Consider the following 15,061-nt stretch of genomic DNA (forward strand, 5'->3'; position numbering starts at 1 on the left):
CGCAGCATGTCCAGCACCATCGTGTCGTCAGGCATGTCGATCGGAGTTCTCTCGGAGAAGATGTTCGGCGCCGAGAGCGGTGAAGATTCTGCATGCGACGCGGTTCGCGCCGACCACCTGCATCTGCTGCCCGAATGCTTCCGAGGCATCGACGGCGTCGACGATCGACCTCGCCGCACCCGAGTACAGAAACGTCACAGCCGAGAGATCGACATCGACCTTCGATCCGGTGCGTATCGCTCGGTCGAGGACGGCGGCAATGTCGGTACGGGACTCCATCTCGAACTCCCCCGCCAGTCGCACCACCCTGCGGTCGGCGGATACGGCTTCCACATCGATGTCGTACCGGTCCGCCGCATCGGCAACCACGCTCGGCGGCGCGTGCGTATCGGTCCACGAGAAGGAGGAGTCGGGCATGGCGGTGGTCATCGTGTCCTCTCCCGGGTGCTCGCGCCGTGACGGACTCGTGACCGTCACTCCTGCGTCACCTCGTTGACTGTGCAATTAGTTTTCCAGTGTCCGATATCGAAGACTCGACCGGTCTATCTCGAATTGATAACTAGGGAATAACATCGCGATAACGGCTCTTCGGGGATCGATCGCGGTAGCTCCCCGGCCGAGACGGAGCGCGTCGGTCACGTCGGAGTATCGGTCACCGTTGTACTGACCTCGCTGACGGCGGCGACGAATTCGACGGCGATCGAACGAAGACGGCGATTGGTGTTCTGAGACCGAGTGGACAGGATGTCGAAAGCCTGGTCGGGTCCGATGCGATGCAGAGCCATCAGGATCCCTTTCGCCTGCTCTATCGGGGCCCGATGTTCCATAGCGGTACGCAGGCCGTCCACGGTGTCCTGGGCGGCGCCGATCCGCGCGAAGTCGCCGACGGCGGATCCGATCGCGGCGGTCAATGCCGCCAGCAGGGATCGATCGATATCGTCGAAAGCATGCGCGGTGCGGCTGTAGAGGTTGACGGCACCGAACGTCACCTGCGCCGACGAGATGGGTTCGGCGACAATCGAATGCACACCTGCAGCGCGGGCGGTCGGCCCGAAGTTCGGCCATCGCTGGTCGATCACGTCGCAGTCCGCGACCACTGTTTCCGGCGTGCGAGCAGCGGTCAGGCACGGCCCGGAATCGAGGTCGTACTGCTCGAGGTCGATAGCCATCGTCGAGTCGTCGGTCGAGCACGCAGTGAAGCTTCGGCCGTCGACGTCGATGGTGACACTGGCGTGGTCGACGTCCCCGATGTGCTCGCATGCTGCTGCGACGAGCCGGTCGAGGGTTTCGAGGACATGGTCGTCGTCGCGAATGGAGTCACCGATCGAAGCGACCACCGCCCCGAAGCGAGCGGCAGCCGCGCGGGTTGCGTCGTCGGCGGCAGCGAGGCTCTCGCCCTCCGCCGTATTGGCATCAGTGACCACAGAATCCTTCACCAACAGATTCGACCACACGATCATCCGGAACCGGAATCGAATGCGCCGCCGATGCTCGACTTACCGCAGGGGGGCCAGGTTTGGGTACGCGGCAGCCGTGGCATCCGAGCTGCCGGTACCCCGCTACACGGACGTACCGCGGCGCGGGGCGCTGTCAAGAAACCGGCAGCGCCCCGCGCCACCCCCACACAGGCACTTCCGCCTGATCTACGCCGCCCCGACAACCTCGAAGCGAGCGGTCGGTGGATACGCATCGTCCTCGAACGGGACTTCGATACGCTGCTCGACGAAATCTGCTGGCGCACACTCGTACGGGCCCTCGGGCCACATGACCGGATCGATCATTTCGACTGCGTCTCGATCGACCGTTGACCGTCGGAGGTGCCGGCGCTGATCTGGACCTTCCGCGGTCTGGCGCGCTCGGCCAGCGGGATCGTCACCGACAAGACCCCGTTGTCATAGGACGCGGAAATGCGCTCGGAGTCGACGCCGTCACCCAGCGCGAGCTGGCGACGATACGTGCCGGCGAAACGTTCCGAGGAAATCCACTGCACCCCATCGGTATCGGGTGCAGTGCGATGTGCTGTCAGCGTGAGGGTTCCGCGGTCGACATCGACATCGATCGAACCCGGATCCACCCCGGGAAGATCCGCCGACAGAACGTAGTGATCGTCGAGTTTGTACAGGTCCATCGGCATGAACCGTGGCGCACGATCGGAACCGCTCGACGTCCCCAGCATGGCCGAGGTAATGGAATCGAGGTCACGGAACGGATCGAAGCGAAGCACAGCAACCACCTCCATCAACTCCAGATGCACCCGCCCCTGTAGCGGGCTGCTCTTGACTGTGCGATACAGAAATTAGCACTCTCACCATCCGAGTGCCAAGATGGTTGTGCACAATTTTTCGAAAAATTTTCGAGGCAGTCGCCGTCTCACGAGGACGGCCGATGATGCTGCGCTAGAACCGCATCGGGCAACATGCGACACACGAAGGAGCACACGCAATGACGTTGACGGCCGACAGGAACAATCCCGAGGGAACCGCCGGCGGACCCGAGGATCGGCGGTGGTGGAACCGACGAGCATTCGACCGCCGCGAGAACACCGACTCAGCGCTGATGATCGGCGCACTGTCCATCGTGTGCTTCTGGACCCCAGGCTTCGGAGTCGCGCTCGGCATCCTCGCTCTCGGCGCCGCGCTCTGGGCCGACCGCAGCCCGATCCTCTCGGGGCCTCCCGCATCACGCACCGACGCTGCCCTCGCCTACGGCGCCGGCACCCTCGGCATCATCCTGGGAATCGGATTCCTGACAATGGTTCTCTGGTAGCCATCGGCCCGCCGAAATCGACACTGACCCCAGTGCACACAACCACCGGCAATCAGCGGAATCCTGCGGATACGCATCGATACCGTGCACTGGGGTCACCTGCAGAGGGGCCGACGCACCTCGCAACGACGAAGGCCCCGACCACGTGACGTGGTCGGGGCCTTCATGCGCGGAGCCCCCTAACGGGATTGAACCGTTGACCGCTCGCTTACAAGTATGTTGCGAGGCAACCAGATACGTCCGTATGGAACCACCACAGATACTCTGACCTGCGTCAATCGTCCAAGCAGCACCACCCGAATCCACCGTCGTAAGTCCCGACATGTGACACGCTCGTGACACCGAAGAGCAAGGCATCAGCGGTATGTTGAGTGTGCTTGTGCGCCAGACGTTCTATGCGTTCGATTCGAAGTATCCCGATTCACTCTCGACCTACTGCAGTGGGGTTAAATTGTGTGGCGTCAGTTCATGTTCGAGTGTGGTCTAGTCGACTGCGTGTCGATGCGGCGTGGCAATGAACCTCGGTTCCGAGCCTGGTGCCCGCTCTGAGTTCGACGACAATGCTGTGTTCGGCGAAATGTTCAGCGACTTGGTGACGCCGTGTGCCACGTACCCGTGTTGAGAAGATCGCGGTGGTCGGCGGATCGGGCATACCGGGCTTGATACGCGAACACCGGTGTCCGATCCGACCCGTTGCACTGCCGGTGCCGTCGTGGCCGGTGGTCGAGCTCAACAACCGGGTTTCGGCTGTTGAGCTGCAGCGCTGGCACATAGACACCTCGGCCTGCTGACCGAGAATCTCGAACTTACACCGGATCTGCTTGGGTCGATCCCTGGTCAGGCTATAGTGGTGTCCGGCGATGGATCTCCGCCGAGACCGCCCCGTAGGGGGTTGTCTGAACCGCCCCAACCCTGGGGCTGATGGCTCCTTTCCCTGAGTGGAAGGAGTCTGTCCATGAACGGCCATCACGACCCGAATCCGACCCTACCGGTCGATCCCGACACTGCGCCCCCAAGCCCGCTGCATGCGCGACCGTCCGCGATCGCCGCAGTCGGTGCCGGTGGATTGATTGGGGCACCACTGCGATACCAGCTCGGACTGTGGTTTCCGCCTGCCGCAGGTGGCTGGCCGGTGACGACCTTCGCCATCAACATCGTTGGCGCATTTCTACTCGGTTTACTGCTGGAGGGATTGGCTCGCCTGGGCCCGGACATTCGGCGGCGGCAACGAGTCCGGCTGTTGGTGGGCACCGGGATGCTCGGTTCGTTCACCACCTACAGCACACTGGCCGTCGATACCGATCTGTTTCTGCGCAGCCATCAGTGGTGGGCCGCCGGCAGCTACGCTGCCGGTACCGTGCTGGTGGCGATGGTGGCCACCACCGCCGGAATCGCGATCGCCGCTCGACTGCGGTCACGGTCCGCAGAGGCGATTCGATGACGACACTCTGGATCGCCTGCGGGGGCAGCGCCGGGTCGATCGTCCGTTTTGTGCTCGACGGGGCCATCAGGCACCACCGGGCGTCGGATTTTCCCTGGGCGACAGCGACCATCAACGTGACCGGATCGCTGCTCCTCGGGTTCGTCATCGGACTGATCCTTTTCCACGGACTACCCCAGGAACTTCAGCTGATCGTGGGCATCGGGTTCTGCGGCGGGTACACCACCTTCAGCACCGCCAGTTTCGAGACGGTGCGGCTGATCCAACGTCAGAAGTACATCGCTGGCGTGTTGAACGCGGTCGGCACCCTGCTGGTGACTGTCGTCGCCGGCGGTGCCGGTCTCGTCGCCGCTTCCGTATGAGGAGAAAACAATGACCGAGGACGATCCCAGCCACGCCTCCTGCGACGACCTAGGGGACTGGCGCGCTCCGTTACAGGTGGACGGCCCCGCCGCCTCGGTAGAACCGGAGTGCCACCTGGTCGTGGGGTTCGACCGGCACCCAGCAAGCCACGCTGCCTTGACCTACGCGATGGACCTTGCCGGTCGACTGAACGCGTTCCTGCATGTAGCGCACATCGTCGACACCGATGACCTGCCGATCGACCCGGACAGTGCCGACTGGGAGCAATGTATAGGCGATGTCGTCGAACAAGAACGCCGCGAGGCATGCGCGATGCTGGCCGCCATCCCCGGGAACTGGGCGTTCTACTCGAGGCGGGGCGACCCGGCTCGACTGTTGACCACGATCGCCGACGCCAACGACGCCCTGATGATCATCATCGGTACCACCCGCGGCGGGATGATGTCACTGGTGGAGAGGGCCGTCGGCGAATCTGTGTCCGCGACACTGGCCCGCCACGCCCACCGCCCGGTCCTCCTCGTCCCCGCTACCGATAGGCAGCATAGTGACGCAGCCCAAACACGCCGATGACCCATCCGCCGCGCCGGGTTCCCGCCGCGCGCTTCCAGAAAGAAATCCACCGAACCGCCGCGACCATCGATGGGGGGCGTGTCGGTTCGTTGTCCCGTTCGGGACGGTCAGCATGCTCGCGGACTTCGTCTACGAAGGTGCTCGCTCGATCACCGGCCCCCTCGCCTCGCGGGGGGGCTACCGCCGTCGTCGTCGGGGTGTGGTCACCGGATTCGACGCGGCCGCAGCGCTGATGGTGCGCTCGGTCTCCGGCCCGGTGGCATACACCGACCCGCCGCTTCTGGGCGTCGACGTATCCGGTTACGCGCACCCCGTCATCACCGTGCCCTTCTTCTGGATCGCCGGCGCACTGGCGCGTCTGCGTTCTCGTGATCGACGAACGGAGCGGCAAAGCCATCCGTTCCCCAGCCGAAAACCGATCTGCTCTACGACATTCGATTCCCGCGTCGATCACCGTCGTTGCCGCAATCCAGGTCATCGCAGTGGCCGCCCTACTCGCCACCGGTCGTCGCCGCACCTGGCACCCCACCGTCCATCCCACGCAACCCAACCACGGAAAGTCACGTATGTTTCCTGCTCGTCCGTGGATTCGGCCGTTTGCCGCCGCTCTGCTCGCATTTGCCGCACTGCTCGCCGTCGGCACTCTCGCCGCCACCACTGCCGTGACAGAGGCGGGTCTGCGGTTCCACGACCGTATCGCCCCTCATCGCGCCGACTGGGCCACTGCCCTCGCCGAATTTGTCACGGACTGCGCACAACCGGTCGTCGGAATCGTGGTGGCGATCGGTATCGCCGCATGGCTCACGTGGAGAAGCCGACGGGTCGACGCGGCATGGGCCCTGGCAGTGATGGCATCTACCCTCGTCGTGTCGACAATCGCGAAAGACAGCATCCGCGAACCCCGTCCCCCGCAACGGTTCTGGCTGATTCCCCCCGACACCGTGTGGTCGTTCCCGTCTGGACATACAGCGGTGGCTGCGGCCATGATCGGGCTTGTGGTCCTGCTCACCGCTCGGGCGCACGTAATTGTCCGGCGGTTGGCCCGCACCACATCAGTGCTGTTCGCGCTCGCCGTCGCTGCCTCCCGGCTGTACCTCGGCGTACATTTCCCGCTCGACGTCGCCGCGAGCATTCTTGCCGCCAGCACTGCGCTCCTCGCACTGTGGACCATGTGGTCGATCCCTCCGGTCCGACACTGGGTCAATGTCCGGCTCGGACCGACCCCTCAGGCAGCCTCACCCGACTGATCGCGGGTCCACTCCGACTCCGAGCACTACGTGAGACACCTACATCTGCAAATGGCCCTTGCTGCTTCTCATGGCCGTTCGGCAGCACAGGAAGCAAATCTTGTGCATAACAGACCACTGCCTGAATTTCTTTACCTTCGGACTGACCTGGTGCCACGAATCATCCTGCACTGCAGGGATTTGTAGGTCTCGATCAGTCCGCATCGCCGAAGAATTGGGTGACCACTTCCGCGCTGTACCCGGGGGTCTCACCGTCATCGTTGTCGCTGTCACGTCGTGGGTCACCGTGAAGGCGTAGAAGGGGCAGCATGCCAGCTCCGATGCGGTGGCTGCGGATAGGCGACCGATGAACGCCGTCCCCGGCGGGAAGGTGAATACAAGTCCGCCGTCGACCGTCTGCGGTTGGTAGCGCAGGTGAGGATCGTTGCCCACAACTCGATACCCTCAGGTTGGTCAGCCGTTGAGAGCGTGCACGCCGACGGGGCCTTCATCTCGCTGAAAGGCGTCAGGTCTAGACGGATGAGCGCCCGGACGTCCGGGCGCGGTCTCGCTGGGAACATGGCCCGACGTTAGCCCCAGCACCTGCGTGGAAGGTCAAGGATTTGACCTTCCACCCGACTCGAAGGTTTATCCTCGTGCGCATGTCCGCTCTGCGCATTTCACAGCTGTCATCGGCGACCGGCGTCCCGGCGACCACGCTACGGTTCTACGAAAGCGAGGGCCTGCTCCCGGCGGACCGTTCGGCGAACGGTTACCGCGTTTACGACGACCGCGCTCGGCAACGCTTGGCGTTCATCACCGCCGCCAAGAGCCTGAACCTGTCGCTGCCGGAGATCAAACTTCTCCTTCGTGTCTGGGAGAAAGACTCCTGCGCAGCAGTCAAAGCCGAACTCGGCCCCGCCATCGAGTCCCACATCGCGCACGCCAACGAATCGATCGCTCAATTGACCGCTCTGCGTGAGAGTTTGACCGACGCGCTGGCCCGGCTCGGGGACACACCCGACGCGCCGACGCCATGCAATCCGGACTGCACCTGGCTGATCTCAGCGAACACCGCGGTGGGCACCGCATGAACATATCGAGCACCACCTCGGTGGTGGCGTGGCTGGAGAAGTTCCAGATCCCGCTCTACCTGCTGGCCCTGCTCATCGGTGCCGTTGTCGGTTTGGGCGCGCCGTCGTCGGCGCACGCGTTCGAGATTGCTATCAATCCGGTACTGATCGTGTTGCTCTACGCTACGTTCCTCGCGGTTCCGTTCTCCGCCATCGGCGCATCGCTGCGCGACGGCAAATTCTTGCTCAGCGTCGTAGTACTGAATTTCGTGCTCGTTCCGCTCGTCGTATTCGCTCTGACCCGGTTCGTTGCTGCTGATCAGGCGGTACTCGTCGGTGTGCTGTTGGTGTTGTTGGCTCCCTGCATCGACTACGTCATCGTCTTCAGTGGGTTAGCCGGTGCAGCGTCGGAACGGCTCCTCGCGAGTGCGCCGCTGTTGATGTTGTTGCAGATCGCGTTCCTGCCGCTCTACCTGTGGTTGTTCGTCGGGTCCGAGCTGGTGGAGATCATCGACATTGCACCGTTCGTCGAAGCGTTCGTGCTGTTGATCGTTGTTCCTCTGGTGTTGGCGGCCCTGACGCAAGCACTTGCGCGTCGTCGGCGTATCGGCACCCAGATCATGGATGTGATGGCCGCGGCGATGGTGCCGGTCATGATGGCCACTCTTGCCGTCGTCGTGGCGTCGCAGATCGACGCAGTCCGCTCCGAAGGCTCCCAGCTGTTTGCCGCGGTGCCGATCTTCGTCGCGTTCCTGGTCATCATGGCGGTTGTCGGATGGGCGACGGCCAGAGTGACCCGCCAGGACGTCCCGGACGCTCGGGCCTTGATCTTCTCCGGCGCCACCCGAAATTCGTTGGTCGTACTGCCGCTGGCGCTCGCGCTGCCACCAGCACTGTCTCTTGCTGCCGTGGTCGTGGTGACGCAGACACTGGTGGAGCTGATCGGAATGGTCGCCTACGTCCGACTCATCCCCTGCCTAGTCCCAGCTCACGCTGCGAGAGCACCGGTGAGGTTCGAAACAACTCGCACGAACCAAGGCAATCCTGGGTGACGAGAACTGGATAAAAGCAGGTGGCGTCAGTGAGGGTGAACGAACCACGGGATCCAGTGCCGCGACCCCGTTCCACTTCCCGCGAGCGTTGAGCATCGAATGGGGACTTTCCCGGCAAACGCGCCTGTGGCCCCGTGCCCAGTACGACTGCAGTCTCTACGCTGGCACCGTGCCCCTGCCGACCCATGTGACCGACCTGATCAGCTACGAATTATTGCTGTCCGTCGCCGAGCTGGGAAGCATCGGACACGCAGGGAAGGCGCATGGCATGTCGCAGCCAGCGGCGAGCGCACGCCTGAAAGCACTCGAAAGCCGCATCGGGGTAGCACTCCTGCATCGCGGGCAGCGAGGTGCCACCCTCACCGCAACCGGCGAACTGGTCGCCGGCTGGGCCGAGCGCGTCATCGCCGAAGCCGCCGAGCTCGCCACGAGCATCGCAATGCTGCGCACCGACCGCCACAGCCACATTCGTATCGCCGCAAGCCTCACCATCGCCGAATACCTCATACCGCGATGGCTCATCACACTGCGCTCCCACGACACTTCCATCACACCGGCTCTCACCTCCGGAAACTCCGTCGACGTAGCCGCATCGGTGCTCGACGGCCGCGCCGACATCGGATTCGTCGAAAGCCCCGATCTGCCCAGCGGACTCCAATCGAAGGACGTTGCCCGCGACGAACTCGTCGTCGTCGTCGCCCCCGATCATCAATGGGTTCGACGAACGATCACGGCGAGCGAACTGGCCGCGACACCGCTGGTCACCCGCGAACCCGGGTCCGGCACACGTCTCGCGCTCGAACGTGCGCTCCGGACTGCGGGCCCACTCGCCGCGCCACTGCTCGAGGTGTCCTCCACCACTGCCATCAAAGCTGCCGTCATCGGCGGCCTCGCACCGGCCGTACTCAGCTCCCTCGCGGTATCCGCCGAGATCGCCGCCGGAACACTGGCCCGCGTTCACACAGAGGGGCTCGACCTGCGCCGGTTCCTGCGTGCCGTGTGGCCCGCGGGCCGTGAACTGCGAGGACCGTCGAGCGACCTGCTCGTCGTCGCCCTCAGATCCCCGCAGCCATAACCTGAGGTTGGGACCGGCCAGGTAATCGGTGTCTACCGGTGACGACTGTGTGCGAGGACGCTGGAAGTCATGACCTCGACAGCTCTGCACCGCTCCTCCATCACGTCTCGGCGCGGCGACGATACCGAGCGGCCGCGCAAGTGGCCGGTGCTCTCCGACCTCGACCACCCGAGCCAGATCTTCGAACACATCACCCCCAACTGGTTCGCCTCGGTCATGGGCACCGGTATCGTCGCCAACGCCGCCGCCACCCTGCCCGCCCACATCCCCGGACTGCACGTGTTCGCAACGATCGTGTGGATCGCAGCGTCGGTCGCCTTGATCACACTCTCCGGTGCCTTCGCAGTGCACTGGATCCGACACCGGCAGTATGCGCGTGAGCACGCCGCGCATCCGGTGATGGTGCAGTTCTACGGCGCACCCCCCATGGCGCTGCTGACCGTCGGTGCCGGGACGATGCTGCTGGGCACAGACGTCATCGGAGCGGCGCCCGCAACCGTGATTTTTGCCGTCCTGTGGACCGCTGGCACAGCCCTCGGGCTGATCACCAGCATTCTCGTGCCCTACCTGATGATCACCGCCCACGATCACCAGACCGCCGTCGCACTCCCGGCGTGGTTGATGCCCGTCGTACCGCCGATGGTGTCCGCCTCCACCGGTGCGCTGCTGCTCCCTCATATCGCGGATGGGCAGTGGCGCCTGGCCATGCTGTCCGGTTGCTACGCGATGTTCGGGCTGTCACTGATCATCGGAATGCTGACCATGACGCTCATCTACGGACGGCTCGTCCACGGCGGAATCCCGCCGGTCCAGGCAGCACCGACGGTGTGGATCACCCTCGGCATGATCGGTCAATCGATCACCGCCGCGAACCTGCTCGGCAACGATGCACCCTTGGTGTTCACCGGCGAGACCGCCTCCGTCGCAACCGGCCTGCACGTGTTCGGCATTCTGTACGGACTGACGATGGGCGGCTTCGGCATCTTGATGTTCATCCTCGCAACCGCCCTCACCATCCATGCCGCCCAGAAGGGACTGACATTCTCACTGACCTGGTGGTCGTTCACCTTCCCCATCGGCACCTGCGTCACCGGTGCCACTGCCCTCGGCGGTGCTCTGGGGTCGGCCGCGGTCGAGGCCCTTGCAATCGGACTGTATGCGGCGTTGCTCGCAGCCTGGGGCACAGTCGCCGCCCACACTCTCCGCGGCAGCGTGCAAGGAAAACTTTTTCAACCCAGCTGAACCGACCGCCGGGTAGTACCCACTCGGAACGCTGCTACCGAACGAACAGCGTCGATCCAATCGACCACTGACCCCGGAAAGGACTCACGATCACGATGAACACACCGAATGCAGACACACCGGCTTCCGATACCCCGAGACGGGGCAGCCGCGGACGCGTCTGGGCACGAGTCACCGAAAATTATCTGACCTGGCTGTTGCTGATGGCGGGAACAGCTGCTGCGGGGGCCTTTCTCACTGCCCTCGCCGGCGGGTTCGAGGGCTGGACCGTAGTCGCAGCGATCGTGACAGTGGTGCTGTTCGCGGGATGTTGGTTCTCATATCGAGACGGTGCACGCCGGGGTGCCGCCGAACCACACATTATCCAGTACCACCCCGACAGCCCGGACGAGGTGATCGACATCGACACCGACACCGGCGAACGCCAGCCCCACCAGGACTGACCGGTCGGAGGCAGCAGCAGCACGATCCGGCCTACCTCAGCACAGTGCGGGGTTCAGGTGCCTTCTCCAGGTGCGTTGCGACCGACAGTGCTGCGTTGATCAACCGCTGGCGAGCAGCCGCCGGTGCGTGTGCGTTGCGAGCCGAGGGGTGCGGTGCCGCTATCACCGGGAGGAGGCGGGTGGGAGCAGATGCAGTGATGACGCGCATGTAGCCATCGAGAGCCTTCGCACCAAGAACGAAAACCACCTCCAGTTTCGGCAGCAAGGCCATAAGCTCGCCGACATATGGGCCCGCCTCACCGAGAACGGATGCCGTCGGCGATACCGGATGACCGGCGTCGTCGAGCACTGCCCACGGCACGATATTCCACTTGACGCACTGCACCCGGTCGATACCCGCGTCGGCGAACACCGATTTCAGCACGGGGTTCGTTCGATCTGGATTGTCGAACGAACACATGTTGGTCCCGCCCGGATGTATCGTTTTCGGCCCCGGAGACTCCAACAGCACCAGACAGCGAGCCGCGTCGCCGCCGTCGTCGGGATCGAACAGTGGAATGGACCGTGCAGTGTCGATCCTCCATCGCAACACCGACGCATTGAGTGACCGGACCGGGGCATCGTGCGCTCGGGCGTGCTTTCCGGACCACACGTCATCATCTGTCATACGCCGCACTCACTGCTGACCACGCCACACGTACTGCTGGCCATGGGAAACGCACCGTGAGCCGTAGACGCCAGCTCTCGGTGGCTCGCCTCGACGACCACTGCTGAGCGTCTGACGACTCCGCTGCCTGAACACACCTGTCAGATAACCACGACAGGCCGTGTGGTGCCTATTGCACCCGTCTTCTCATCGACTTCTTTCAGCTGCGTACCCGCTCGACGGTCGAAATCGAAAAGCAACTATGCATCCCCCTGTCATGAGCCGCAGTCGTCCCCTCTCGCCTACACGACGAATTACCGGATGACCCAATTTCACTGATGGCGTTGCCGATCAGCGGTGTGTTCTCCGTGACATACCGATCGCCGGATCCCTTACCAGTCGACCGTGACCGCGCAAGACCGCGCGCGGGAGTGCGCGGTCGAGATCACGAGCGACCTCAGGTCCGGAACCGACCGCTATCAGATCGATATCCTCGCTGAGCCGACCATCGACCAAATGGCTTCGGGCCAACGCTGTTCCGCCGGTGAACGTAATCCGATCCGCGAAGTGCGCACTCAGATAGCCGAGCAGGTGCGAGATCAGGTGATCCCGTTCGACCTGTGCACGCGCGACACCGAATTGCGTTGCCACCGAGTCCAGCTCGTTGGGATTCACTACTTCTCCCCCAACCGAGCCTGCATCCGCAAGAGAGTCGTTCGCATCTTCTCAGCCCCAGCGACCTCGGCCAACACCTTCGGATCGCACCGTCGGTACAACTGCTCCACCGCCGGCCACACCTCGCCCTCGGCGTCACCGAGACCCGGACGCTTCACCAGATCCAACACCGCCTGCTCCGCAGAAGTCACCAGCACCGCGCCCAACTCGGTATCGATCCGCTCCGCATCCAAACGCGCCGCGTCACACACGACGAACCGAACCACCGCCTGCCGGTCCGACAACCTCCCTCACAATCCGGGCGCATCCACCTGCATCCACACGAATGCTCACTGGTGAGTTAGCAGCGAGTTGTGACATTCTGTGACACCGAACGCCGGATCGAGCCGCCGAACCGGCGAATCCCCAGGTCACAATTGCCACATAAACCCAGGTGGACGAACCGGGCTCGCAGCTGAAACGAGCGGCCACAAAAGGCCAAAAAGAGACGACCCCAACCGTTTTCGCTGGTCAGAGCCGTCTAGTGGAGCCTCCTAACGGGATTGAACCGTTGACCGCTCGCTTACAAGGCGAGTGCTCTACCGCTGAGCTAAGGAGGCGTTGTGCGGGGACAGCATATCCGTTCATCGAACGCACAGTCCAAACAGGTACCTTGTCGGTGGATCACCCCAGCTACAGAAAACGGACATGAGCTTTCTGCAAGACTTGACGACCTCGCTGAGTCGTCTGACCGGCGAGCGTCGCGCCACTATCGATACACCCACTGCAGCGCCGTCACCGCTGCAGCCGATCGACCTCACCGACGACGCAGTGGTGGCGGAGGTGCTCGACCTGGCGGTTCGGGTGGGTGAGGTTCTGTTGGCGTCGGGCACCGCTGCGATGGATACGACGACCCAGGTCCAGAATGTCGCGGCCACCTATGGTCTTGCGCGCTGTGATGTCGATGTCACGTACAACTCCATCACCATCAGCGCCCATCGTGGTCCGACGCGTCCACCGTCGACGACGATGCGCATCGTTCACTACCGTTCGATGGACTTCACGCGGCTCGCGGCTGTCGACCGGTTGATCCGCAGCATTCGGCTGAAGCTCATTCCGCCGTCGCAGGCACTGGACACGTTGGACGCGATCACCACTGCCCCGCACCCGTACAACCGGTGGACGGCGACGTTCGCGTGGGCGGGCATGGCCGCGTCCATCGGTGTGTTGCTCGGCGGCGGTGTACTGGTGGCCGTCGTGAGCTTTCTGACCACGATGGTGATCGACCGAATCGGCCGTGTCCTCAACCGGGTCGGTCTTCCGTTCTTCTTCCAGCAGGTCGTCGGCGGCTTCGTCGCGGCGACACCGGCGATCACGCTGTTCAACTTCCAGGATCAGCTGGGCGTCACGGTGTCGCCGTCGCTCGTCATCGCGGCCGGTGTGACGGTGTTGCTGTCGGGCCTGTCGTTGGTGGGCTCGGTTCAGGACGCCATCACGGGGGCGCCCATCACAGCGTCGGCCAGGTTCTTCGAGGTCCTGATGATGACGGGCGGCATCATCGCCGGCGTCGCCACGTCGTTGAAGCTGGCGGCGATCATCGGCAGCGATCTGCCGCTCATCAGCAACACCGCCCCGCCGGACATCCTCGAGGTCCCGACGAAGGTGTTGGCGGGTGCTGCGGCAGCGCTGTTCTACGCCCTGGCGTGCTACGCGGAGAAGCGTGCACTGACGGCTGCATTCCTCGGCGGTTTCGCCGGGGCGTTGGTGTCGCTGCTGGTGCAGACGGTCGACACGGGTCCGATCATCGCCTCGGCGTTCGCTGCCACGGTCGTCGGCTTCGCCGGTGGTCTGATGGCACGTCGCGCGCTGATTCCACCACTGATCGTCGCGGTCGCGGGCATCACGCCGCTGCTGCCCGGTCTGGCGCTGTACCGAGGCCTGTACGCGATACTCAACGACCAGCTGCTGCTCGGCATCAGTTCGCTGTTCGCCGCGTTCGGCATCGGCTGCGGAATCGCCGCAGGGGTCACACTCGGTGAGTGGGGCGCTCGTACTCTCCGCCGTCCGCGCATCCTCGCGCGCACCGAAGAGCTGCTTCGCCCGACTCTTCGCCGCAAAGAAGAACCGCGCCGTCCGACTGTTCGTCGGCGACGCGGTCCTGTCGAGCTGAAGAAAAAGAAGAAGGCCTAGGCCTCGGGAGTGCCCTCGGCGGACTGACGTGCTGCAGCGTCGGCCTCCATGGCCTCACGCAGGCTGCGGGGGCGCATGTCCGTCCAGTTCTTCTCCACGTACTCCAAGCACGCTGCGCGGCTGTCCTCGCCGAAGACGACGCGCCATCCCTGCGGGACATCGGAGAAGGTCGGCCACAGCGAGTGCTGGTCTTCGTCGTTCACCAGCACGAAGAAGCGTCCGTCTTCGTCATCGAATGGATTGGTACTCATCTCGCCTCACTCGTCGCATACGTAAATAGGCAGTCTTCATGGGTGAAGTGCCCCCTGACCCTAGCAACG

General features: G+C 63.8%; 18 protein-coding genes, 1 tRNA gene and 1 riboswitch. Of the genes, 11 read left to right on the plus strand and 8 right to left on the minus strand.

The features are described from left to right. Nucleotides 1–27 precede the first annotated feature (27 nt). The 3 genes from CH292_RS05015 to CH292_RS05025 form a co-directional block, all read right to left on the minus strand. On the minus strand, nt 28–477 hold the full coding sequence (locus CH292_RS05015; protein WP_094628322.1) for an STAS domain-containing protein: 450 nt from the start codon (nt 475–477) through the stop codon (nt 28–30). A gap of 158 nt (nt 478–635) precedes the next feature. Next, on the minus strand, nt 636–1,436 hold the full coding sequence (locus tag CH292_RS05020; protein ID WP_256977922.1) for an ANTAR domain-containing response regulator: 801 nt from the start codon (nt 1,434–1,436) through the stop codon (nt 636–638). 341 nt (nt 1,437–1,777) lie between these two features. Beyond that, complete coding sequence (locus tag CH292_RS05025) at nt 1,778–2,224, minus strand: Hsp20/alpha crystallin family protein (protein WP_179277908.1); 447 nt, start codon at nt 2,222–2,224, stop codon at nt 1,778–1,780. Between the two features lie 218 nt (nt 2,225–2,442). Between CH292_RS05025 and CH292_RS05030 the strand changes: the two genes are divergently transcribed. From CH292_RS05030 to CH292_RS05080, 10 genes are all read left to right on the plus strand, one after another. Beyond that, nucleotides 2,443–2,766, plus strand: coding sequence for a hypothetical protein (locus CH292_RS05030; RefSeq protein WP_256977923.1), 324 nt, complete (start codon nt 2,443–2,445; stop codon nt 2,764–2,766). An 847-nt stretch (nt 2,767–3,613) separates the two neighbouring features. After that, nucleotides 3,614–3,704: riboswitch (Fluoride riboswitch) on the plus strand. A gap of 17 nt (nt 3,705–3,721) precedes the next feature. After that, nucleotides 3,722–4,207, plus strand: coding sequence for a CrcB family protein (locus CH292_RS05035; protein WP_094654131.1), 486 nt, complete (start codon nt 3,722–3,724; stop codon nt 4,205–4,207). Beyond that, the gene (gene crcB / locus CH292_RS05040) at nt 4,204–4,569 is read left to right on the plus strand and encodes a fluoride efflux transporter CrcB (protein WP_094654132.1); all 366 of its coding nucleotides are present in this window, start codon (nt 4,204–4,206) and stop codon (nt 4,567–4,569) included. Before CH292_RS05035 ends, crcB begins: the two co-directional genes overlap by 4 nt. A 10-nt stretch (nt 4,570–4,579) precedes the next feature. After that, nucleotides 4,580–5,140 carry a universal stress protein gene (locus tag CH292_RS05045; RefSeq protein ID WP_094654133.1) on the plus strand — a complete coding sequence of 187 codons (561 nt, stop codon included), beginning with the start codon at nt 4,580–4,582 and terminating at the stop codon, nt 5,138–5,140. A 368-nt stretch (nt 5,141–5,508) separates the two neighbouring features. Further along, nucleotides 5,509–6,387 (plus strand): phosphatase PAP2 family protein, encoded by an 879-nt coding sequence (locus tag CH292_RS05050; RefSeq protein WP_094654134.1) that lies wholly within the window; start codon nt 5,509–5,511, stop codon nt 6,385–6,387. A 641-nt stretch (nt 6,388–7,028) separates the two neighbouring features. After that, on the plus strand, nt 7,029–7,460 hold the full coding sequence (locus tag CH292_RS05060) for a MerR family transcriptional regulator (RefSeq protein ID WP_027494242.1): 432 nt from the start codon (nt 7,029–7,031) through the stop codon (nt 7,458–7,460). Beyond that, nucleotides 7,457–8,491, plus strand: coding sequence for an arsenic resistance protein (locus CH292_RS05065; RefSeq protein WP_256977925.1), 1,035 nt, complete (start codon nt 7,457–7,459; stop codon nt 8,489–8,491). Before CH292_RS05060 ends, CH292_RS05065 begins: the two co-directional genes overlap by 4 nt. A 169-nt stretch (nt 8,492–8,660) precedes the next feature. After that, nucleotides 8,661–9,566: a LysR family transcriptional regulator gene (locus CH292_RS05070; RefSeq protein WP_256977926.1), complete on the plus strand. Its 906-nt coding sequence runs from the start codon at nt 8,661–8,663 to the stop codon at nt 9,564–9,566. A gap of 69 nt (nt 9,567–9,635) precedes the next feature. After that, complete coding sequence (locus CH292_RS05075) at nt 9,636–10,808, plus strand: TDT family transporter (protein ID WP_094654136.1); 1,173 nt, start codon at nt 9,636–9,638, stop codon at nt 10,806–10,808. A gap of 95 nt (nt 10,809–10,903) precedes the next feature. Beyond that, nucleotides 10,904–11,251, plus strand: a complete 348-nt coding sequence (locus CH292_RS05080) for a hypothetical protein (protein ID WP_094628416.1) — start codon at nt 10,904–10,906, stop codon at nt 11,249–11,251. Between the two features lie 31 nt (nt 11,252–11,282). On the opposite strand, the gene CH292_RS05085 is transcribed toward CH292_RS05080, so the two are convergent. From CH292_RS05085 to CH292_RS05100, 4 genes are all read right to left on the minus strand, one after another. Continuing rightward, complete coding sequence (locus CH292_RS05085; protein ID WP_094628417.1) at nt 11,283–11,918, minus strand: uracil-DNA glycosylase; 636 nt, start codon at nt 11,916–11,918, stop codon at nt 11,283–11,285. A gap of 330 nt (nt 11,919–12,248) precedes the next feature. After that, nucleotides 12,249–12,572 carry a nucleotidyl transferase AbiEii/AbiGii toxin family protein gene (locus CH292_RS05090; protein ID WP_306437478.1) on the minus strand — a complete coding sequence of 108 codons (324 nt, stop codon included), beginning with the start codon at nt 12,570–12,572 and terminating at the stop codon, nt 12,249–12,251. Continuing rightward, nucleotides 12,572–12,856: a type IV toxin-antitoxin system AbiEi family antitoxin gene (locus CH292_RS05095; RefSeq protein ID WP_179275363.1), complete on the minus strand. Its 285-nt coding sequence runs from the start codon at nt 12,854–12,856 to the stop codon at nt 12,572–12,574. The genes CH292_RS05090 and CH292_RS05095 overlap by 1 nt, the downstream gene beginning before the upstream one ends. A gap of 240 nt (nt 12,857–13,096) precedes the next feature. Then, nucleotides 13,097–13,171 (minus strand) — tRNA-Thr (locus CH292_RS05100). Nucleotides 13,172–13,259: 88 nt separating this feature from the next. On the opposite strand from CH292_RS05100, the gene CH292_RS05105 reads away from it, so the two are divergent. Further along, nucleotides 13,260–14,741, plus strand: a complete 1,482-nt coding sequence (locus CH292_RS05105) for a threonine/serine exporter ThrE family protein (RefSeq protein WP_019663792.1) — start codon at nt 13,260–13,262, stop codon at nt 14,739–14,741. Here CH292_RS05105 and CH292_RS05110 read toward each other — a convergent pair. Continuing rightward, nucleotides 14,738–14,992, minus strand: coding sequence for an MbtH family protein (locus tag CH292_RS05110; RefSeq protein ID WP_019663793.1), 255 nt, complete (start codon nt 14,990–14,992; stop codon nt 14,738–14,740). The two genes, CH292_RS05105 and CH292_RS05110, sit on opposite strands and share 4 nt — an antisense overlap. Nucleotides 14,993–15,061 lie beyond the last annotated feature (69 nt).

The sequence above is a fragment of the Rhodococcus sp. 14-2470-1a genome, assembly GCF_002259425.1.
In the GTDB taxonomy this organism is placed as follows: domain Bacteria; phylum Actinomycetota; class Actinomycetes; order Mycobacteriales; family Mycobacteriaceae; genus Rhodococcoides; species Rhodococcoides fascians_E.